The sequence below is a fragment of the Hyphomonas sp. genome, from assembly GCF_016125515.1.
Lineage (GTDB): Bacteria > Pseudomonadota > Alphaproteobacteria > Caulobacterales > Hyphomonadaceae > Hyphomonas.
This window is the reverse complement of the sequence record NZ_WGLO01000015.1, coordinates 85820-106479: the sequence shown is the minus strand read 5'-3', so window position 1 is coordinate 106479 and position 20660 is coordinate 85820. Positions and strand designations below refer to the sequence as shown.

The following is a 20660-nucleotide window of genomic DNA, read 5'->3' as shown; positions in this document are numbered from 1 at the left end:
GCAAACGCAACCAGTCGCCTGCCCGCGCAAAACGTAGGGAGCTTGCGAGGACGAGAAATCGCATACGATCTCCCGAGCAAGAAGGCGCGGCCTTGCGAGCCCTCACCCGCTTCAATCCGTAAACGGAAAGCCTCTCAGGTCACCGAGCCGTAATCAGCCCCGGCCTCGGCAAACCAGTCGCGCCAGAAGGCCTTCACCTCGCCCAACGGCAGCGCATATTGCTGGCGCGGCACGATACGGGCGACCACTTCAACGCCCTCCAGTCCCGCGCGCATGTCCGCAAGGGTCGAGTCCGAATAGGCTGCCTCATCCGCGCCGCTCTTGTACATCGAGAAACCCGGCGAATGCTGCATCAGATCGGAGACAAGGATCAGCCGGCGCGAGGGCACTTCGGGTTGGAAGTCCGGCCGGTCGGCAATCGTGTACATCGCTTCCATCAACGGCGAGCTCGGCGCCACAGTATCGCGCAACGCTTCATCCGTTGTCGCCATCAGCGGCGCATGGAATTTGCGCTCCCAGGATTGCTGGATCATCTTCGGGTTCTGGAACAGCGGATTGGCTTCCGTCCCGCTGCCCGGCGAGCAGCCGGTGAACACCTGCGCCGGATCATAGGGCGAAGCCGAGTTCGGCACGACCAGCGTCAATCGGCCATACCGCGGCAGGCTGCGGGCCTCATCGTCCAGCAGCGTGCGCACCCAGTCGAGATCGGTCGCGTTGAACGGATCGGACTGATCGACCAGAACGATCGTGTGTACCGGATCCTCCCGGTCCAGCCGGCACCCGGTCTTGGAATCCGTCGGCGGCGGCTGGTTGATGGCCGCTGCTGCAAACAATCCGAATACGGAGGTCAGCATCAGCGCGATCGCCGATCTCCAGAACCAGGGGCCTCTTTCCTTGCGTCGTGCCATGATCAGCCCGCCTTCTTGGCATCGCCTGACGCCTTGGCGTCACGCACCCGGCCGATTTCTTCGGCCACTTTCTTCTCGATGGAGGACAGGCCCTGCTGCACCTGCTGGATATGCGTTTCCAGCCATTCGCGCGTCAGGTTCAAGGCCGTGATGTTCTGGTCGATCACCTTGATCGCCGCATTCGCCTGCGCGCGTTCTTTCGAATAATCGAAGGGCGGCAGTTGCGGCGTGATGATCTCGTCGAAATAGGCCGGGCACGTGGCCTGCTCGCCAAGCTTGTCGCGAAGCGAGTTGCGCATCCGCCGGTGGGCCTGACGGTAGGCCACCTTCAGCCCACGCTCCTGGTCGGCCGCCTTGGCGGCAATTGCTACCGCAATGTCGCGCCGCGATTCCAGAAGGTTCATGGCCTTCTCGATTTCCCGCTTGGCGGCAGTATGGCGCGAAAGCTGCGTCTCGAACCACATGCGGCTGGCCGTGAAATAGGCTGACAGGTCGCCGCGCAGGTCCTCACGCAGCTGCTGGCGGCGTTCATAGGCCTTGCGCTCCTTGCGCCACACGCGGCCGTAGCCTGGATAGGGATCGGTGATCCGGTCATAGCCTTCATAGACTGCGAGGCCGAATACCGTCAGCCCAAGGATCAACAGGGCCAGAGCGACAAAGCTGTCAAAGCCGAACACGTTCGGGAACATCGAGCCAAGCACGGCGCCCGGCGCGATCTCGAACATCGAGAATTCGCCGAGCCGCCCTTCGGCCTCCGCGACCAGAAGGCCCGCCTCCACAGCGTCGCGGAAATGCGCAACGAAGAAGTTGAGGAAAATGCCGATCATCACGCAGACGCCGGCAATCACGCCGCCCGCCACCTTGGCCGGCATCGCAGGATGGTTCAGGTAACGCAGGCCGAAAAAGCCGCCGGCCACGCCGAACAGCACGTTCACGGCCGAAACGCCGAACGCCACCAGCAACCCGCCCAGAAGGCCGGCTGATTGTGCATCCTTGAACAGCAGCGCGTTGAACGCGCCCTCCACCAGCATGATGAACACGAGGATGGCGATCGCCTGTTCCACATTCTTCTTGATGTCCGGCGTGCGCTGGCCGATCCGTTCGCCATGGCGTTGCTTGAAGGCCTGCAGCTCGATGATCGCGGCAGAGTGGCGCTCTTTGGCGTCATTGGAATCGTCGGTTTCATAGTGGCGGTATTCGTGCTCTTCGGCCTTGATCGCCTCGCGCAGCTGGTCGGGATGGATATCCGCCGGGGCCGTGTCGTGGATAAAATTACGCACGCCGGCCGCCGTCGTCGACATCCAGGTTGTCAGCCCGCGTCGCACCTCTTCGGCGCGCTCGGCGATCAGCTGCTCGCGCTCGCTCCACTGGTCCTGCGTCATCGCTTCAGACGCTGGCAGCGCATCGGCCGCGTCGGCGCGGGCCTCCTTGCGGGTCCGCCCCCGGCTGAGCCCGAGCTCACCCTTGGCGCGCTTGCCCTTCAGTCCGTGATCTGACAATTCGTTGCGGCCCTGCAGCGGAACGATCCGCTTCGGGCATCCGATGTCCGTGCCCCAGCGCACAGTTTTCTTGCTCATCATCTGTCCTTGTGCCGTTAACTGCTGGCCTCCCATCAGGCCAGTGTGAAGCGTGGGCGTGGAGACTTGACAGAGTCTGAACGTAAACAGCACCTACCAAAATCGTAATGTTCGTTAACTGAGCAAAATGTAATGTGCCCAGGAGGTGCGCAATCCTTGCATTTACAGGGGCTTGCGCGCGCCCTGTCACCGCCGCGCCACAGGCCGCGCAAAATCCGGCCGGTAAGGCTTTGCTAACGCCTGTGTCCAAAGCAAGGGGGCTTCGAGCGATTCAAGCCGGCTCGCCAGCCCGTTCGATCCATGTTCGGCCTGACTTTCCTGATCACATTGCGTTGGAACGCGCTGTAGGCATGCTTCGAACAGGTCTGGCGCGGCGATCGTGCGGACCGGGCGCGGAATCAAGGCACCTTCTTCAGCAGATTGATGAAGGCGCTGGCGCTTTGATGCAGGGTGAAGAAGGCGCCGCGCGGAAGGCAGGCTGTCGAAATGCCGAGACTCGCCGACTTCTCCTCGAATGCCTCGCGCCAGGCCGGAAGAGTTTCAGCGCCGATGAGGGCCATCCCCGGCAAATCCGCCAGCGCGCCAGGGCCGAGCGTCGGATCATTCATCAGGATGCTCAGGTTGCGACGAAACGTATCTGCATTGATCCTGGAAAAGCTTTGCCAGGCGTCTTCCAGATCGCGCGCGTGAGCCTTGATGAATGCCAGGTCGTCGGCATGCTTGAACAGCATCTCATACAGCGCCCTGTGCCCGGTCCGCCGGCCGATCAGGTTGAGCGCGCCGAGAGACAAGTTGGCACCGGCCTGTGTCTGCAGCGCCTGAATCACAAGGTTGACCGTCCAGGGATCAAGATCGCCCGCATACGCGTCTGAATAGGCTGGCCGCACGAGAAAGGTGAAGGACACGCGCGGCGAACTCCGGGCGAGTTTCAGGCCCGCCTGACGCGCCGTGCCTTCCACCACAAGGATAACGTCATCGAGATCGGCTTGCTCCAGGAATTCAGAGAGGATGGCGGCTTCCTCGTCAATACTGTGCACTTCGCTCGAACCGCCGAACCCGCCCCGACGAACGGCGACAATGCCGAAGCCTTCGGCAGCGGCGTCTACGCACAACCCCCAAGGCGGCGCGGCGGGATATTCTAGCGAATGCAAGCAAACGACAGGCCGCAGGTTGTCGGCCCCAAATTGCATGAACTGCACCCACTTGCCCGACCGCCGCAGCGCAGCGATCTGCCAAACACGCAGGACGCGGCTGCGGTGGCCAGCATTATTTAGATCATTGGCACACGGAGGAAGCGCCTTGCATGGCGCTGCACCGTGCAAGGCGACTCGCCTGCTTTTGCGACCAGCATTCCCCTCTCGCACGGAAGCCACCTCAATCTTCTATAGTATCCAAGGCTCAAGTTAGACAGATTCTCGCCAGATCTCGATCTCGCCTCATCAATTTGATCCCTCGCTACGGCATATTTGTGTCATTATGGGGGGGCTTGCGTAACGCTGCGGCACAGGCGCAGCATGTGTTTATCCAAAAATATGAAACAGTGGGAGACCCGTCATGTCCGATCCAGCCCTTCTGAGCCGGCTCCACCCGGAATTTGCGCCGCTGTTCCAGCAGTTTGCGCAAGTTCCCGAGACGCCGCCGACGCTGGACGAAAACCGGGCCATGTACCGCGCCCTTCAACCGGTTGCGCCGCAGATCGCCGTGAGCGAGATCCGCAACGAGTCGATTCCCGGTCCGGCGGGTCCGCTGAAGGTGCGCCACTACATTCCGGCCGGGAAAGGCCCGTTCCCGGTGATCGTGCATTTCCATGGCGGCGGATTCATCCTGGGTGATCTCGACACGCACGACGCGCAATGCCGGCTCCTCTGCCGCGAGTCCGGATGCATCGTGACCGCCGTCGACTACCGGCTCGGCCCCGAACATCCCTACCCTGCCGCACATGACGATTGCTTCACGGCGCTGCGCTGGGCCGGCGCAAAGGCCACGACCTTCGGCGGCGATGCCGGTCGCATCGGCCTGGCGGGTGACAGCGCAGGCGGACACCTCGCCCTCTATTGCGCGCTGCGGGCCAAGCGACAGGGCGGCCCGGTGCTGAAGGCCATTCTGGCCATCGTGCCCGGCGTGGTGATGGGCCCTCCGCTTACGGACGAGATTGCCGCGGGACGGACGAGCCGCGAAAATCCGCTGCTGAGCTGCCAGGGCATGGACGATTTCGTCGCGGCCTATTTCCAGGACGTGTCAGACGCGAGCGATCCGGCGCTGAATTTCCTCGGCGCGGATGTCTCCGGTCTGCCGCCCACGATCATCGCCCCGGCCGAAATCGACGTGCTGCATGATGAAGGCGTAGCGATGGCCGAGCACCTGCGCACCAGCGGCGTGCCCACCGAACTGATGGTCGCCGAGGGCATGCCCCACATCTATTTCTCTGTGCCCCATGTCTTCTCCGCCGCCGCGCCTTATGCGACGCGCGCGGCGCAGGCCATGGGCCGGCTGATGAAGGCCTGACCCGGCTTTACTCGGGCGCAGCGACCGAAGGAACATCCGTGAACGGCCGGATGCCGAAATAGGGATAGATGTCGCTCGGGAAGTAGACCGTGTCGCCCTTCGAGACGAGCCGGATCGTCTTGATCGCTTTCAGGTCCTCCACCGGGTTGCCGGGCACGAGGAAGAAGTCGGCATACTTGCCGGGCTCGATCGAGCCGAGCTTGTCGCCGAGGCCCATGTACTCGGCCTCCTCATAGGTCGCGCGCGCCAGGATCTCGGCCGGGGTGAAGCCGACATTCTGGTAGAGCTCCAGCTCGCGGTGCAGCGTCAGGGCGCCGCCGAGGTCAGTGCCGAAGACGATGAAGATGCCGCGATCCTTCATGCGCTGGATCGTGCCGGTGATCTGGTTGAAGGCGCCCTTGTAGGCGGCGTCCTCTTCCGGCGAATTGATCGCCGACCAGGCCGCTTTCGCAGAGCGCTGCACGGCGACGGGCATATGATCGATATAGTCCGCCATTCCGGCCTGCATTTCGCCATTGCGCGAGAGGAGCAGCGCCTCGTGGATGGCATAGGTCGGGTCGATGGCGACGTCATTTTCGACCATCAGGTCGAGCGTCTTCGTCACGGCCGGCCCATCGAGATCGACCTGCGGCAGGCGTTGCAGCGCGGTAAGGCGCAGCAGCGTGCGCGTGTCCTCCTCTGGCGCGAGCACCCAGCCCAGCATGACCTGATTGATATGGGTCATCTCCTGATACCCGGCCTCGATCATCGCGTTCGCATTGGTGAAAGCGGGCACGTGGCCCGTGACGCGCAGGCCGCGTTCCTTGGCGCGCGCCACCACGGCCGGGATCCAGGCGGGCGTCATCGAGTTGTAGATCTTGACCTGCCAGTAGTCGCCCTGGTCGGCATACCAGTCCACGGCGGCGAGGGCTTCCTCTTCGCTGGTAACGAGGATGCCGTTGTTCGAGTTGAACGGGCTCTTGCCCTCGATGAATCCGGAGCGCACGACGCGCGGGCCTGCGAGCGTGCCGGCGTCGATCTTCCCGATCAGTTCGCTGAGCACGGCGTTGTCATTTCCCATGTCGCGCATCAGCGTGACACCGGCGGCTATGTTCTTCAGGGCGCCGTCCTGGCCCATATGGCCGTGCATCTCGATAAGGCCGGGCACCAGCGATCCCCCCTGCCCGTCCACCACATAGGCGCCGGCCGTATCGGCCGCCCCCACGGTGACCGATTTGATAAGGCCGTTCTCGACGATAACGGTCGAGGGCGCGGTCATCGCCTTGGCCTTCGGATCGAAGACGCGGACATTGGTGATCGCCAGCGGCGCATCATATTTGTGGGCCGTCTCGGCCTGTATGGACTCGAGGCGCTCCGTGGACAGAACGGTTGCGAGGTGCTGCAGCTGTTCGTCGGCCCGCTCATAGCCTTCGCGCACAATGACGAAGCGCGGCGAGATCAGCGCGAACAGGTTGTGATCCCCATCGAGCAGGAAATAGGTCGGGTCGACATCGTCGCCCACGAGCGCGTAGGCGGCGGCGTAGATCGGGCCGCCCTCGCCGTCGACCGTGATCACCTTGCCGGTCGGGTTCATCGACAGAGTGCCGGCCGGCCAGGCGGGCATCTGCAGGTCGTCATCGGCGAGCAGAGCTTTCGTGTAGATCGCCAGCGCATAGGGCGAGCCGTTCTGCGGGATGTAGATCGCGGGCTCGGTGCGCTCGGCTGTCGACGAGCCGGTCGTGTCGGTCCAGCTGGCGGCATTGCCGTCGAGCGCGAAGGTCTCGTGGACTTCGTTGCCGAAGGTCGTCGCGCCGTCGATGGTCCAGGCGGTCGGCAGGCCGTCCGCGCCAAGCGTGATCGTCTCGGCCATCGTCGGGCCGCGGCCATTGTTACGAAACTCGTAGTCGACCTTGACCGTGCGCCCTTCGGTGGTCGCGACCATCTGGCCGAGCGTTGCGTCATTGAGGCGGACGGACCAGGTCTCGGTCGTCGCGGCAGGCGCGGCATCGGCGAGGTCCGCCACCGGCGCCTCGGCCTCATGCGCGCATGCGCCCAGAACAAACAGCGCCGCCAGCGCCGTGCAGCCAAAGCGGTTCAACATGCCGGAAACCCTCCCATCGCTCGCTGCACGTGAGGCGCAGCTTCGTTGAGGGTATTGGTGGCACAGGAAGGCGGGGGTGGGAAGTTCTTCGAAAAGCCCAACGCCGGTTTGGCGTCATCCCGGGATTGCCCCAGGCAATGCGCGGGACCCAGACTTCGCGTCGCCAACAGACAAGCCTCGATCCCGGACAAGCGCTCCGCGCTTTCCGCGATACCGACAACCGACCCAGCTCCCGCCTACAGCGGAATGTTGTCGTGCTTCTTCCAGGGGTTGGTGAGTTTCTTGTTCTTCAGGGTGCGGAGGGATTTTGCGATGCGGCGACGCGTATTGTGGGGCATGATGATGTCATCGATGTAGCCCTTCTTCGCCGCGACGTAGGGGTTCGCGAAGTTTTCTTCGTATTCCTTGGTGCGGGCGGCGAGCTTTTCCGGATCGCCGGCTTCCTTGCGGAAGATGATCTCGACGGCGCCCTTGGCGCCCATCACGGCGATTTCGGCGGTGGGCCAGGCATAGTTCACGTCACCGCGCAGGTGCTTTGAGCTCATCACGTCATAGGCGCCGCCATAGGCCTTGCGTGTAATAACGGTGACCTTGGGAACGGTCGCTTCAGCATAGGCGAAGAGGAGCTTGGCGCCATGCTTGATGAGGCCGCCATATTCCTGCTTGGTTCCCGGCATGAAGCCCGGCACGTCCACGAATGTCACCAGCGGGATGTTGAAACAGTCGCAGAAGCGCACGAAGCGCGCGGCCTTGCGGGAGGCGTCGATGTCGAGCACGCCGGCGAGCGTCATCGGCTGGTTGGCGACGACGCCGACGGTCGATCCTTCAATCCGACCGAAGCCGCAGATGACGTTGCCGCCGAACCCAGGGCTGATCTCGAAGAAGTCGCCCTCGTCGACCACCTTGGTGATCAGCTCTTTCATGTCATAGGGCGTGTTCGGGTTCGGGGGAACGAGCGTGTCGAGGCTGTCCTCGGCCCGGTCGAACGCGTCATGGACCGGGCGCACCGGCGGCTGCTCACGGTTCGAGGCGGGCAGGAAATCGATCAGGCGGCGCATCTGGATCAGCGCCTCGATGTCATTCTCGAAGGCGCCGTCGACGACGCCGGATTTCTTGGCATGCACGGAGGCGCCGCCGAGGGTCTCGTGCGTGACTTCCTCATTGGTCACGGTCTTCACCACGTCCGGGCCGGTCACGTACATGTAGGACGTGTCCTTCACCATGAAGATGAAGTCGGTCATCGCGGGCGAGTAGACGTCGCCGCCGGCGCAGGGGCCCATGATGACGGAGATCTGCGGGATAACGCCGGAGGAGAGCACGTTCTCCATGAAGATGTCGGCATAGCCGGCGAGCGAGTCGACGCCTTCCTGGATGCGGGCGCCGCCGGCATCGAAGAGGCCGATGACGGGCGCGCCGTTGCGGGCGGCCATCTGCTGGACCTTGACGATCTTCTCGGCATGGGCGCGGCTGAGCGAGCCGCCGAAGACGGTGAAGTCCTTCGAGAACACGTAAACGAGGCGGCCGTTGATCGTGCCCTGGCCGGTGACGACGCCGTCGCCGGGGATCTTCTGGTCCTGCATGTCGAAGTCCGAGCAGCGATGTTCGACGAACATGTCGTATTCCTCGAAGCTGCCCTCATCGAGGAGGACGGCCACGCGCTCGCGGGCGGTCAGCTTGCCCTTGGCGTGCTGGCTTTCGATCCGCTTGATGCCGCCGCCGAGCCGCGCGACTTCGCGCTTGGCTTCCAGTGCCTCGATAACGTCTTTCATGCCCCGGCGCTCCTTTGGAAAACTGTCTGAAATCTGCCGGGACGACTGATTACCTGCCCCAGCCGCCTTGGCAAGCCGAGCGGGCGCGACACAAAACCGATTGCGCCCCGGATGGCGGGTCCGGGGCGCTGTTCAGGTTTCAGGGTTTACGCCGCGTTACCAGCCGCGGCGGTAACTCTTGCCCTTGTCCGGGCGCGGCAGGCCCTCGAGGCTGACCACGTCGCCGCGGCGAACTTCGCACGAGACGCGGGCGTCGCGGTCACGGTGGCGGCCTTCGAATTCGACCTCGTCAAAGGTGACGTAGAAGCCGCGCGGGCCGGTCTGGCGAACACGCTTGTCGCGGTCGAAATCGACATCCCGGTAGCCGAGATAGCGCGCTTCCTGGCGCACGGCCTGACGGCAAGCCTGCACGGCATCGCTGGCCAACTCGCGCACTTCCCACTCGGTCTGGCCCCAGGGATTGAGGTTACGGTGGTAGCGGTCGCCGCGGCGGTAGGAATCGTAGCCGGTGGAGCCGACCGCGAAGGTCAGGACGGTATTGTCGCCGAGCCGGGTTTCGATCTGGGCGACAGCGCCGCGGGCGTCGGCGGCGGCAGGGGCAGCGAGGAGCGCCGGCGCAGCAAGCGCAACGACAGCGGCTCCGAGAATTCTGACGGGTTTCATCATGAGGGCAGGTTTACGCGCCCAAGGCAAAACCGGGGCTGAAGCGCGCGTTCATATCCGGTTCCATTGAGGTTCATCGGCGGTTCAGCGGGGAGCGGCGGCGTTTTTGTGAGCGCTTGCTTGCAATGCCGCATTTTTGCCGCATTTGAATGTGAGTGAGTATTTGTTCGCAAAGTGGAAAAGGCTCCCGGCGGGCGGACACTAACCCCAGGCCGGGACGCCCCGGCCACCCCTCACGGAGACGACCATGGCCCAACGCCTGATGACCCCCTTCTGCTTCGCCTCGCTGCTTGCGGCTGCGTTGATCGCGGAGGGCGCGATTGCAATGCCGGCCGCGAAAGCTGCACCGGCCGCGACCACGAAGGCCGAGACAGGCCCGCACGTACAGGTTCGCCCGCCGCGCCCGCAAGACGGTGCTTTCCGGCCGTTGGTCTGATACGCCTGACTTGGGCACGGGCCGGCATCGTTTACCGTTCGTTAGCCACGGCGGGTGCATCGCTGCGCGGATATCAGACGACTCAGAATCCCCCCCGAAACGTAGGCGCCCGAGGCGATGCAGACCCTGAAGTTCGAAATGGCAATTGCCGGCCTGGCGCTGTTTGCGCTGGGCGCGTTTGTGGCCACGCGGCCGACGAGCGCCGAGGCGGCGTCGGTCGAGCCGGTGGCGACGCGGGCCTTTACTGAGGCGGACTTCAACGTGTTCGACCGCGGCTTCCTTCTGGGCGATGCGCCCTGCGCCGTAGGCATGGCGCGCTACAAGATGTGCTTCGGCCCCTCCCCGCTGGAAGCGCGGATGCAGGCGGGCTCGATTGTACCGGCAGATGTGCCTCTGGTGACGGTGGAGTTCCGCGTGATCGTCGAGACCACGCTGAAGGAAGCGCCGTTGCAGACCGTGCGGTTCGGCCAGTCGCTGGCGCTGGTGGATCCCGAGACGCGGGTGGTGGTGGACATGATCCGCCTGACTGCGCCCGACTTCGCGCGCGCCCGCGAACCGGTGATGGTCGCCGGTTAAGGCTTGGCGCCGAGCCGCCGCCAGCGTAATCGGGGCGCATGACCAGCCCCCACACACACCCGAAACGCTTCTACAAGACCGCCGCGCCGGAGCCGCTGGGCGATGGCTGGACCATCGCGCTGGATGGGCGGACCATCAAGACGCCCGCACGCGCGGCGCTGGTGCTGCCGACGCTGGGCCTTGCCGAAGCGCTCGCGGCGGAGTGGAACGCGCAAGGCGAGCATATCGACCTTGCGGCCATGTACCTGACACGCCTTGCCAATGTGGCGATCGACCGGGCGGGCGAGGCCCGCGAGGAACTGGCCGATGAGGTGGCGCGCTATTGCGAGACCGACCTCATCTGCCACATCGCGGAAGAGCCTGAAGAGCTGATCGCGCTGGAGGAAGGCCATTGGGCGCCGGTGCGCGAATGGGCGGGCGAGATGCTGGGCGTGATCCTGGTAACGACCGAAGGCGTGCGCGCGACACCGCAGCCGGACGCCTCGCTGGACGCTGCGCGGGACTATGCACTGAGCCTGGACGATTTCCGGCTGACCGGTCTTGTCTATGCCTGCGCGCTGTATGGCTCTGCGCTGCTGGCGATGGCGGTGTGCGAAGGCGCGCTGCCGGCGGATGAGGCGTTCGAGATGTCGCGCCTCGATGAAAGCTGGCAGATCGCACGCTGGGGCGAGGACGAGGAGGCGGCGGCGGCCACGGCCGCGAAGCGGATCGAGGCGGCGGCGCTGGCGAAATGGTTCGGCGGGCTGTCGGCCTAGGCGGCCTCGAACGCGCGAAGGCTGTCCGTCAGCGTACGGAAATCGTGGTGAACTTCGTGGGCGCCGGCCTGCGCCAGCTCGTCGGCCTGGCCGAACCCCCAGCTGACGCCGAGCGCGCGCACACCGGCGGCGCGGGCCATCGCCACATCGTGGATGGCATCGCCGATCATCAGGGATTGCGCCGGGCCGCAGCCGAGGGTGCGCATCGCCTGCTCCACCATGAACGGGTTCGGCTTTCCCGGACCGTCATCGGCGCACCAGACCGTATCGAAATAAGACTTGATGGCGTGCTTGGCGAACAGGCCATCGAGGCCGCGATGCGACTTGCCGGTGGCGATGGCGAGAAGCCAGCCCTCTGAGCGCAGGTGGTCGAGAATTTCGAGCGCGCCCTCATACAAGGGCTCGTGATGGCCGGGCGCGGCGCGCTGGAGGGTGAAGGCGTTCTTGTAGTTGGTGACCAGCGTTTCGAGTCGCGCAGGCCCGATATCGGGCGGGGCAAGAATGGCACAGGCTTCGTGCAGACTGATGCCGATGACGCGGCGCGTGGCATCATAGTCCGGGGGCGGAAGACCGGACTGGCGGAACGCGGCCTCCATGCAGGCCTGGATGACCGCGCGCGAGTCGACGAGCGTTCCGTCCACATCCCAGATGGCGAGGCGCAGATCCGTCATCAGAGGAAAGGCGCCAGCGGGTCCTTGCCCGCCTCCTGTTCGAGGAAGCCAAGTGTTTCGAAGGTCTGCTTCATGTGCGGCGGCAGCGGCGCCACGATGACGGTGGGCTTGCCATGCTCGCGCGGGATGATGAGGGCGCGGGCATGCAGGTGCAGGCCTTCGGCAAGGCCTTGCGGGACTTCACGGCGGGACTGGTATTTGTGGTCGCCGAGGATGGACGTGTTCATCTCAAGCATGTGGAAGCGCAGCTGGTGCATTCGGCCGGTTTCCGGGCGCAGCGCGACCCAGGCGGCCTTCATGCCGGCATGGGAGATGACGTTGTAATCGGTAATCGCATGGCGCGCGCCTTCAACGCCCTGGGCGGAGCGGATCATCCGCTCACGGTCCACATCGCGGCGCTTGGCAGTCGATTTCGGATCATAGGGGCGATAACCCGAGGGCTCGTCCGGGTCTGGAATTCCCTTGATCATCCAGCAGCGGATCTGACCGGCAGGCGGGTTAGGCACGCCGACCGTGACGGCCCAATAGACTTTGTCCATCTCGCGGCCGCGGAACATCTCCGACAGCTGGGCGGCGGCGCGCGGGTGCTTCGCGATGAGGAGGACGCCGGAGGTTTCCTTGTCGAGCCGGTGGACCAGAACCGGGCGGTGTTCGTCCTCGCCGTAATAGCCCATCAGCAGGCCGTCGATGTGGCGGCCCTGGCCCGAGCCGCCCTGCACGGCGATACCGGCCGGCTTGTTGAGCGCCATCATGTCGTCATCCTCATAGAGGATCAGCGACTCGAGGAAGGCGCGGTCTTCCGCGCTGGTGCGGGCGGCGTGGTGTTTCTTCGGCGCCATCGTCTCGGTGCTGAAGATCGGCAGGCGGACTTCATTGCCGGCATCGAGGCGCTGGTTGGCCTTGGCGCGCGCCCCATTGACGCGAATCTGCCCGGTGCGCAGCATCTTTTCGATCTGGCCCTGGGTCAACTGGGCGCGGCGCTTGATCCAGCGGTCAAGCCGGGTGCCCTCTTCCTGCGGCGAGACGGTTTCGGTGATGATCTGGCCGCTCATGCGAAGGCCCTCCGGGCTAGCAGCAGACCGAGGGCGAGCGCGGCGACGCTGCAGCCGACCGACAGGACGATGTAGGCGAGCGCCTTGGCGGTCTCCCCGGTGCGGATCATGTTCACCGTTTCCAGCGAGAAGGCCGAAAAGGTGGTGAAGCCGCCCAGGAGGCCAGTGGCGAGGAAGAGGCGCAGGTCCTGCCCCGCGCCTTCGGCCTTGAGCGCCAGCCAGCCGACCAACATCCCCATGGCGAGGCCGCCGAGGATATTGACCGTGAACGTGGCCCAGGGCCACGTGGAAGGCAGGTGGCGCAGGCTGAGGAGGCCGACGCCATGGCGCAGGGCTGCCCCGATGGCGCCGCCGGCCGCGACGAGGAGAAAGTGGTTCATGGCGGGCCGTTTACACGGGGGAAAGCTCCGGCGCCAGCATGGATTCACGGCTCTTGCGCGGGGGCAGTTTCCCGATCAAATACGGCCCTACGGGTCCGCCGCAGCCGGCGGGTGTAGCTCAATGGTAGAGCAGCAGCTTCCCAAGCTGACGACGGGGGTTCGATTCCCCTCACCCGCTCCATTTTCTGTTTTAATTCAATATATTGCACCCGTATTCAGGATCACTAGCTTCAGAGCCGGATCATCATCGGACTGAAAGGTTGCCTACTCGAATTCCATTTGCGCCGGAAAAACAGGCTACAAGCTTCTGTCAAGGCAGGATGGCCATCGGTTTCAGCTTTGAAGACCGCTTCGGCGACATCGCCCACGCTCAATTTTTTGAACACTTTTCGCGAAATTGCGAATTTCTGATCGTTGTTCGTATTTTGTGAGTGTTTTTCGCGAAGAATACGCCTAGATCAGATCTGGATCTTGAAGGTTTCTCATCGTGCCCGAGGAAAAATATGATTTTTCGCCCGATTTGAGGGTTTTTCGCGATCGCCACGTTCCCGAAGGTGTGCGGCTATGCGGCTATGCGGCCCTGATCCACGCCTTCGACCTCGATATCCCGCTCCCGCGGGTGCTGAGCGGAGCAAAGCCAAGCTTTGCCGAGATGACTGCAGATGGCTGGCAGCTCTATTCTCCGCGCCATCTGCCGGATCCAGGTTTCGCCGGACATATGACTTTCGCGCTCCGCTATGAGCCCGTCGACCTGTTGATCCTGAAAGCCCTCTTCAAGAAGACCGGGGCGGCACCAGTCGAACACATGGTTCGGACCAGCCCGAACGGCCAATATGCAAGGCGCGCCTGGTTCTTCTTTGAATGGCTGACAGACACCAAAATCGACCTGCCCGACGCGGGCGCCGTAGGTTACACACATGCGTTGAACCCGGACATTCAGATTGCGCGGAGTGGGACCAATTCGCAACGCCACAGGGTCCGGAACAACCTGCCGGGGTCAACGGACTATTGTCCGCTGGTCACCATTACACCGCAAATCAAAGCATTCCTCGAACGCGACCTTGCCGGCGAGGCTGCAGCAATTATCCGACCAATCGGCAATGACCTTGTTGCCCGGGCGGCGGCGTTCCTGCTGCTCGCCGACTCCCGCTCGTCCTTTGCCATCGAGGGCGAAAACCCACCACAGGACCGGCTTCAAAGCTGGGGACAGGCCATCGCCCAAGCGGGACGCAATCGCCTGAGCCACGAAGAATTCTGCCGCCTGCAAAGGATCGTCATTCCAGATGCCCGCTTCATGCGGATGGGCTACCGTATCGAAGGTGGATTTGTCGGAGAACGTGATCGCCACAGCGGCGCGCCCCTGCCTGAACATATCAGCGCTCGGGCTAAAGACCTTCAGGTACTAATGGCGGGGTTGCTCAATTTTGCGAATACAAATGCGTCCGGCCTCAATCCGATCGTCGCAGCAGCGCTGATTGCATTTGGCTTTGTCTATATCCATCCGTTCGAAGACGGAAACGGCCGCATCCATCGATATCTTATCCACCATCAGCTCACAGCCTCAAAATTCAATCCGCCTGGATTCGTCTTCCCCGTATCGAGTGCCTTTTTGTCACGCATCATCGAGTATCGGGACACACTCCGCTCCCATTCAGACCGCATCCTGCCCTTCATTCAGTGGCGGGAAACACAAACCCACAATGTCGAAGTCCTGAACGAGACGGCTGACTTCTACCGCTACTTTGACGCCACACCGCACGTCCAGTTCCTGTTCGAATGCGTTGCCCAGACGATAGAACAGGACCTGCCGGAAGAACTCCTGTTCCTTGAACGCTACGACCAGTTCAAGACACGTATTGAACAAAGGCTGGCTCTTCCTGATGCCCGCCTCGATCTATTGTTTCGCTTTCTCAGGCAAAACAATGGCACCTTGTCCAGGCGTGCGCGAGAGAGTGAATTTGCGGCTCTGACGTCCGAGGAAGCTGTCTGGGCCGAGGCGGTCTATACAGAAGCCTTCGGTCCAGTCGTCCCTTGAGCTCGCTTGTGTGGACGCGTAGGTAAGCCCCTTTCCGCAACCTGATCAGCTTCTCAAGCTGACCACGGGGGTTCGGTGCCCCTCACCCGCTCCAGGCTGGTTCTTTCAGGTTCTGGCGGGCGAGTGTGACGGCGCCGATGAGGCCCGCATTGTCGCCGAGGGCCGGGCGCTGGATCAGGTTTTCGATGTCGGCGTCGGAGAGGCCGAGATAGCCGTTCATCAGCCGGGCAAAGGCGGCGCGCACCTTGGGCACAAGGCCAGCGGCCTGCATCACGCCGCCGCCGAGCAGGATCCGGTCGGGCCGGGTAGTCAGCACCAGCGCAGCGCAGGCCTGAGCGATGTAGAAGGCTTCAACGTCCCAGACGGGATCGTCTGACGCGAGTTCGGCCGGGTCGCCATAGCGGGCAATCAGCGATGTGCCGCTGGCGAGGCCTTCCAGGCAGTCCCGGTGGAAGCGGCAGGTGCCGGCGAAGGCGGTGTCGTCCGGGTGGCGCTGGACGCGGATATGGCCGATCTCCGGATGGGCGGGGCGCGCCAGATAGCCGCCGGGGCCATGGACGCCGGCGCCGATACCCGTGCCGATGGTGACATAGGCGGCCGTACGCACGCCCTTGGCCGCCCCGAGTTCGATCTCGCCGGCGAGCGCGCCATTAACATCCGTGTCCAGAACAATCGGCGCGCCGAGCCCGGAAAAGAAACGGCCGCTGAGGCGGGTGCCGCTCCAGCCGGGCTTGGGCGTCTCACCCAGGGTGCCGTAATCCGGCGAGGCAGGGTCGACATTGATTGGACCGAAGCTGGCGATGCCGAGGATGCCGAGCTTTGCAGAACGGGAGTCCAGCTCCCAGCGGAAGAAATCGAGACAGGCGGCGATGGTATCGGCCGGTGTCGTGGTGGGCACCCGCACGGTTTCAATCAGGCGCCCGCCGGGCTCTGCCAGGGCGCATTTGAACATGGTGCCGCCGGCATCGATGCCGCCGATCAGGATGGGTTTCTCGCTCGTCATGGTTAGGTATCCGTTAGCCAAGGCGCAGAGGCACGCGCATGCGGGCGGGCGTAAACCTCACATGCGCCCTGTTGCGAAAAGCTTACACGGAGTGGTGCAATTGCGCAGGCCATGAGGGTGGACGTCGCGGCAGGTGCGGCCATGCGGAGTTGGCGGGGGGCGGCAATTCTGGCAGCTTGCTCGCGGATAATCAGACACGCCTCCCCCGGCGACATGTCTGCGCGGGGAGACCACATAAGATGAACCTGGACCTGACGCCCGAAGACGTTGAATTCCGCGCGGAAGTGCGCGCCTTCCTCGCCGAGAACCTGACGCCGGAACTGGCCGATGCCGGGCGGCTGGCGACCAGCGTGTTCATCGAGCCCGAGTTCACGATGCCGTGGCAGCGCATCCTGCACAAACGCGGCTGGGTCGCGCCGCATTGGCCGAAGGAATATGGCGGCACCGGCTGGGACGAAATGCAGCGCTACATCTTTGCCTCCGAATGCGCACTGGCGGGCGCGCCCGGCCTGTCGCCGATGGGTCTTGCGATGGTGGGGCCGTGCATCATCGGATACGGCACGCCGGAACAGAAAGCCCATTACCTGCCCCGCCTGCTGGCGGGCGAGGATTACTGGTGCCAGGGCTATTCCGAGCCGGGATCGGGATCGGATCTCGCCTCGCTGCAACTGCGCGCCGTGAGCGACGGCGACCATTATGTGCTGAACGGCACCAAGATCTGGACGACGCACGCCCACCACGCCAACAAGATGTTCTGCCTTGTACGGACGGATCCGGGCGCGAAGCCTCAGACGGGCATCACCTTCCTGCTGCTCGACATGAAAACGCCCGGCATCAAGGTGGATCCGATCATCACGCTGGCGGGCGAGCATGAGCTAAACCAGGTGTTCTTTGACGATGTGCGCGTGCCGAAATCCGGCCGGCTGGGCGAAGAGAATGATGGCTGGTCGGTCGCGAAATACCTTCTGGAGTTCGAGCGGGGCGGCGGATCGTCGGCGGGGCTTCACGCAGGTCTGTCGCGGCTCAAACAGGTGGTGTTTGCGGCGGCCGACACGGACCCGGGCCTCCTGCGGCGGCTGAGCAGCGTGGCGGCGCGCCTCGATGCGATCACCACGACCGAGCAGCGCATCCTGGCCGACCTGACCAGCGGCCAGCCGCCGGGGCCAGCCGCCTCGATGCTGAAGATCCAGCGCACGGAACTGATGCAGGCGATCGACACATTGTCGATCGAGGCTTCGGGCGTGCATGCCGCCGTGTACCAGCCGGCGGCCTGGCAACCCGGCGCCAATGTGGACGTGCTGGGCGACCCAGCGCTTGTGACCGGCATGGCGCGCTACCTGAACAACCGGGCCGCCTCGATCTATGGCGGCTCCAACGAGGTGCAGCGCAATATCATGGCGAAGGCCGTGCTGGGCCTTTAACCACGCGGCGCAACCGCTCTGTGCGCAGATTTCGCCGCTGGGGCGAGCTGGCAGATATCTTGCAGTGAGCCGGCCAAACCTGCGTTCGGAGACTGATCCATGTTGCGCCAGAAACTTCCTGCGGCTGTCCTGTTTGGCGCCGCCCTGCTCGCGGGCTGTGCCCAGACAGGCCAGATCCTGCCGACTGCGCTGACCGTTGCGGCAGAGCCTGCTGCGGAATGGCGCCCCTTCTCGGCCGACAGCCCGTGGAACACGAAGATCCCGGAAGATGCGCGGATTGACCCGAATTCGGACGTTCTGGTGGCCGATCTCGGCGTGGGCGGCGCACTTTATGTGAACATGCCCGACTGGTCGGTGATGGTTGAGTATTTCGACTCCACGCAGGCGCCGCTGCGCAGTGTGCGCCCGCTCTATGCCGGACATTACGGCCCGGGCTTCGCGCCGAATGAGCGCGTGCCGCTGCCGTTCGACGCCCTGCCCGAAGGCGCGACGCCGGCCCAGAGCAATTACTTCACGCTGGTCGATCCCGTGCGAAACCTCGCCTGGGATACCCGCCAACTCGGCAAGACGCCCGAGGGCGACTGGTTTGCCGGTTTCGGCGCGGTGGTGGACCTGTCCGGTACCGGCGTTTCGAAACCCTGGATGCAAGCAGAGCGCAGCGACCTGTCCGCAGGCGCGCGCCCATCCGGTGTGCCGCTGATCGCGGGGCTGATCCGCGTCGATGAAGTGAAAGCCGGCCGGATCGACCACGCACTGGCCTTTGCCTATCCGATTGCCCAGACGGGCAAGTTCCTGCCGCCGGCCAGCACGGCGCTGTCCGCAGCTGACGCTGAGAGCGCACGTCATATCGGCCTGCCGATGGGCGCCCGCATCCAGCTGGACCCAGACTATGACCTCGACAACACGCTGCTGTCGCCCGCCGCCAAGGTGATCGCCAAGGCGTTGCAGGAGTATGGCGCGATCCTCGTGGACGAGGCCGGCGCAACGGTTCTCTATGCCGAAAGCGGTCCGGAGCAGCTCGCCGAATGGAACGGCGTGCTCGCGCCGGGCGACCTGCAGACGCTGTTCACGCCGGAATTCATGGCGCTGCACTTCCGGGTCATCGATACGGGCAAGCCTCTGCCGGGCCAGCCGACGCTGATCAAGTAAGGCCGCTCAGCTCGGCAGCGACGTATCGTACGGGCTGTCGAGCGAAAAGGTCGGGATGATCGCCACCATCTCCTGACCGTCCTCTCCGACAAGATCATAGGTGCCACTCATGATGCCGGAGGGTGTCGCGAGCGGCGCGCCTGACATGTAGGTGAAGCGCTCACCGGGCCCGAGCGTGGGCGTCTGGCCGATCACGCCGTCACCATCCACGGCCTGCATCCGCCCGGCCGAGTCAATGATCTGCCAATGGCGCCGCGCAATGGTCCAGACCCGCTCGCTCTCGTTCTCCACATCGATCGTGTAGGACCACATGTACCGGCTGCGGCTCGGCTCGGACTCGTCGTGAAGGAAACGCGGCCGGACGCGGATGCGCACACCGTCCGTGACGGCTTCATACTGGGGAGGCGCAGGACGACGGGCCATCGGCGGAGGCTTGGTAATCAACTCTTCACAGCGCGTTGAGTGCGCCCGAAAAGTCTGCCGCAAGATCGTCCACATCCTCAAGCCCTACCGAGACACGGACCCAGCTCCGGTCGAGTCCCATCGCCGCCTGTTCAGCGTCCGAAAGGGCCCGGTGCGTGGTGGTCGACGGATGGCAGGCCAGTGTCTTCGTATCGCCCAGATTGTTGCAGATATCGGCAATCCGGAGCCCGTTGAGGAAGCGGAACGCCGCGTCCTGACCGCCCTTCAGCGACATCGCCAGAAGCGTTCCGCCGGACTTCATCTGCTTCTTATGAATTTCGTAATGTGGGTGATCGGGGCGGTGCGGATAGCGCACAGCACGCACGGCGGGGTGCTCGGCGACCAGATCGGCGAGCGTCGCAGCGATTCGGCTTTGCGCTTCCACGCGCAGCTGCATGGTCTCGAGCCCCTTCAGGACGACCCAGGCGTTGAACGGCGAACAGGCGGGCCCCATGTGCCGCAGCCAGGGATCGTAGACCTCGGTCATCAGTTTTTCGCTGGCAAGGATTGCGCCGGCGAGGACACGGCCCTGCCCGTCCATGTGCTTGGTGGCAGAATAAGCCACGACGTCGGCGCCCAGTTCGAGCGGACGCTGCAACACGGGGGTGGCGAAGACGTTGTCGACCACCAGCAGCGCGCCGGCCTGCTTGCAAAGCCGGGCGACGGCGGGAATGTCGACACCGTCGAGCAAGGGGTTCGCGGGACTTTCGATCAGCACGAGCTTGCAGCCCTTGCCGATCTCGCGCGCCCAGGCCGCGAGGTCCGCGCCGTCCACAAAAGTCGTTTCGATGCCGAACTTGGGCATCTGGTTGGCGATGATCCAGCGGCAGGAACCGAACAGCGCCGTCGCGGCGACCACACGGTCACCCGCTTTCAGCGGCGCCAGGATGGCCGAGGAGATGGCGCCCATGCCGGAGCCGGTAACCCGGCAGGCCTCGGCGCCTTCGATCAGGGCGAGGCGCTGCTGCAGCATCTCGGCCGTCGGGCTGCCATAGCGGGAATAGACGAAGCCCGGTTCCTTGCCGGCCATGCGCGCTTCGGCCTGCTCGGCCGAGTCATACGCATAGCCCGAGGTCAGGAAGATGGCCTCGGAGATCTCGCCGTGTTGGGACCGCATCAGGCCGCCGCGCACCGCCTGGGTGGCAGGCTTCCAGCCCTTGGGGTCATCTGAGCCGGGTGCATCAGCCATGTCAGCGCTCGTCCTTGTGTTTCCGGGAG

General features: G+C 64.2%; 19 protein-coding genes and 1 tRNA gene. 8 read left to right on the top strand and 12 right to left on the bottom strand.

Annotated features, from left to right (window positions below; genetic code table 11):
* Positions 1 to 134 precede the first annotated feature (134 nt).
* The 3 genes from GC148_RS12605 to GC148_RS12595 all read right to left on the bottom strand — a co-directional run bounded on the left by GC148_RS12605 (position 135) and on the right by GC148_RS12595 (position 3858).
* The gene (locus GC148_RS12605) at positions 135 to 908 is read right to left on the bottom strand and encodes a hypothetical protein (protein WP_291071166.1); all 774 of its coding nucleotides are present in this window, start codon (positions 906 to 908) and stop codon (positions 135 to 137) included.
* A 2-nt stretch (positions 909 to 910) separates the two neighbouring features.
* Positions 911 to 2485 (bottom strand): hypothetical protein, encoded by a 1575-nt coding sequence (locus GC148_RS12600; RefSeq protein ID WP_291071164.1) that lies wholly within the window; start codon positions 2483 to 2485, stop codon positions 911 to 913.
* Between the two features lie 398 nt (positions 2486 to 2883).
* Positions 2884 to 3858: a hypothetical protein gene (locus tag GC148_RS12595; protein WP_291071162.1), complete on the bottom strand. Its 975-nt coding sequence runs from the start codon at positions 3856 to 3858 to the stop codon at positions 2884 to 2886.
* 181 nt (positions 3859 to 4039) lie between these two features.
* Between GC148_RS12595 and GC148_RS12590 the strand changes: the two genes are divergently transcribed.
* Entirely contained in the window at positions 4040 to 4990 is a 951-nt protein-coding gene (locus GC148_RS12590; protein WP_291071160.1) for an alpha/beta hydrolase, read from the top strand.
* A gap of 7 nt (positions 4991 to 4997) precedes the next feature.
* On the opposite strand, the gene GC148_RS12585 is transcribed toward GC148_RS12590, so the two are convergent.
* From GC148_RS12585 to GC148_RS12575, 3 genes are all read right to left on the bottom strand, one after another.
* Positions 4998 to 7070 (bottom strand): amidohydrolase family protein, encoded by a 2073-nt coding sequence (locus GC148_RS12585; protein WP_291071158.1) that lies wholly within the window; start codon positions 7068 to 7070, stop codon positions 4998 to 5000.
* A gap of 236 nt (positions 7071 to 7306) precedes the next feature.
* Positions 7307 to 8839, bottom strand: a complete 1533-nt coding sequence (locus GC148_RS12580) for an acyl-CoA carboxylase subunit beta (protein ID WP_291071156.1) — start codon at positions 8837 to 8839, stop codon at positions 7307 to 7309.
* Between the two features lie 156 nt (positions 8840 to 8995).
* Entirely contained in the window at positions 8996 to 9505 is a 510-nt protein-coding gene (locus tag GC148_RS12575; RefSeq protein WP_291071154.1) for a hypothetical protein, read from the bottom strand.
* A 244-nt stretch (positions 9506 to 9749) separates the two neighbouring features.
* On the opposite strand from GC148_RS12575, the gene GC148_RS12570 reads away from it, so the two are divergent.
* The 3 genes from GC148_RS12570 (at position 9750) to GC148_RS12560 (ending at position 11269) form a co-directional block, all read left to right on the top strand.
* Positions 9750 to 9938, top strand: coding sequence for a hypothetical protein (locus GC148_RS12570; RefSeq protein WP_291071152.1), 189 nt, complete (start codon positions 9750 to 9752; stop codon positions 9936 to 9938).
* Positions 9939 to 10055: 117 nt separating this feature from the next.
* Positions 10056 to 10514: a hypothetical protein gene (locus GC148_RS12565; RefSeq protein WP_291071151.1), complete on the top strand. Its 459-nt coding sequence runs from the start codon at positions 10056 to 10058 to the stop codon at positions 10512 to 10514.
* A 38-nt stretch (positions 10515 to 10552) separates the two neighbouring features.
* On the top strand, positions 10553 to 11269 hold the full coding sequence (locus GC148_RS12560; RefSeq protein ID WP_291071149.1) for an ATP12 family protein: 717 nt from the start codon (positions 10553 to 10555) through the stop codon (positions 11267 to 11269).
* Here the strand turns inward: GC148_RS12560 and GC148_RS12555 are convergent.
* The 3 genes from GC148_RS12555 to crcB are packed head-to-tail and all read right to left on the bottom strand — an operon-like array spanning position 11266 to position 13372.
* Complete coding sequence (locus tag GC148_RS12555; protein ID WP_291071147.1) at positions 11266 to 11940, bottom strand: HAD-IA family hydrolase; 675 nt, start codon at positions 11938 to 11940, stop codon at positions 11266 to 11268. The genes GC148_RS12560 and GC148_RS12555 overlap by 4 nt on opposite strands.
* The gene (locus tag GC148_RS12550; RefSeq protein ID WP_291071145.1) at positions 11940 to 12992 is read right to left on the bottom strand and encodes an RluA family pseudouridine synthase; all 1053 of its coding nucleotides are present in this window, start codon (positions 12990 to 12992) and stop codon (positions 11940 to 11942) included. The genes GC148_RS12555 and GC148_RS12550 overlap by 1 nt, the downstream gene beginning before the upstream one ends.
* Positions 12989 to 13372, bottom strand: a complete 384-nt coding sequence (gene crcB / locus GC148_RS12545) for a fluoride efflux transporter CrcB (protein ID WP_291071143.1) — start codon at positions 13370 to 13372, stop codon at positions 12989 to 12991. The genes GC148_RS12550 and crcB overlap by 4 nt, the downstream gene beginning before the upstream one ends.
* Positions 13373 to 13479: 107 nt before the next feature.
* Here crcB and GC148_RS12540 point away from each other — a divergent pair.
* Both GC148_RS12540 and GC148_RS12535 read left to right on the top strand, forming a co-directional pair.
* Positions 13480 to 13553, top strand: a tRNA-Gly gene (locus GC148_RS12540).
* A 306-nt stretch (positions 13554 to 13859) separates the two neighbouring features.
* Positions 13860 to 15407 carry a Fic family protein gene (locus GC148_RS12535; RefSeq protein WP_291071141.1) on the top strand — a complete coding sequence of 516 codons (1548 nt, stop codon included), beginning with the start codon at positions 13860 to 13862 and terminating at the stop codon, positions 15405 to 15407.
* 82 nt (positions 15408 to 15489) lie between these two features.
* On the opposite strand, the gene GC148_RS12530 is transcribed toward GC148_RS12535, so the two are convergent.
* Positions 15490 to 16410 (bottom strand): ROK family protein, encoded by a 921-nt coding sequence (locus GC148_RS12530; protein WP_291071140.1) that lies wholly within the window; start codon positions 16408 to 16410, stop codon positions 15490 to 15492.
* 239 nt (positions 16411 to 16649) lie between these two features.
* On the opposite strand from GC148_RS12530, the gene GC148_RS12525 reads away from it, so the two are divergent.
* Entirely contained in the window at positions 16650 to 17831 is a 1182-nt protein-coding gene (locus GC148_RS12525) for an acyl-CoA dehydrogenase family protein (RefSeq protein WP_291071138.1), read from the top strand.
* Between the two features lie 99 nt (positions 17832 to 17930).
* Positions 17931 to 18980, top strand: a complete 1050-nt coding sequence (locus GC148_RS12520; protein WP_291071136.1) for a hypothetical protein — start codon at positions 17931 to 17933, stop codon at positions 18978 to 18980.
* Between the two features lie 6 nt (positions 18981 to 18986).
* Here the strand turns inward: GC148_RS12520 and apaG are convergent, their stop codons facing one another.
* Both apaG and metZ read right to left on the bottom strand, forming a co-directional pair.
* Positions 18987 to 19403 carry a Co2+/Mg2+ efflux protein ApaG gene (gene apaG / locus GC148_RS12515; RefSeq protein WP_291071134.1) on the bottom strand — a complete coding sequence of 139 codons (417 nt, stop codon included), beginning with the start codon at positions 19401 to 19403 and terminating at the stop codon, positions 18987 to 18989.
* 25 nt (positions 19404 to 19428) lie between these two features.
* Positions 19429 to 20631, bottom strand: a complete 1203-nt coding sequence (gene metZ, locus GC148_RS12510; RefSeq protein WP_291071132.1) for an O-succinylhomoserine sulfhydrylase — start codon at positions 20629 to 20631, stop codon at positions 19429 to 19431.
* Positions 20632 to 20660 lie beyond the last annotated feature (29 nt).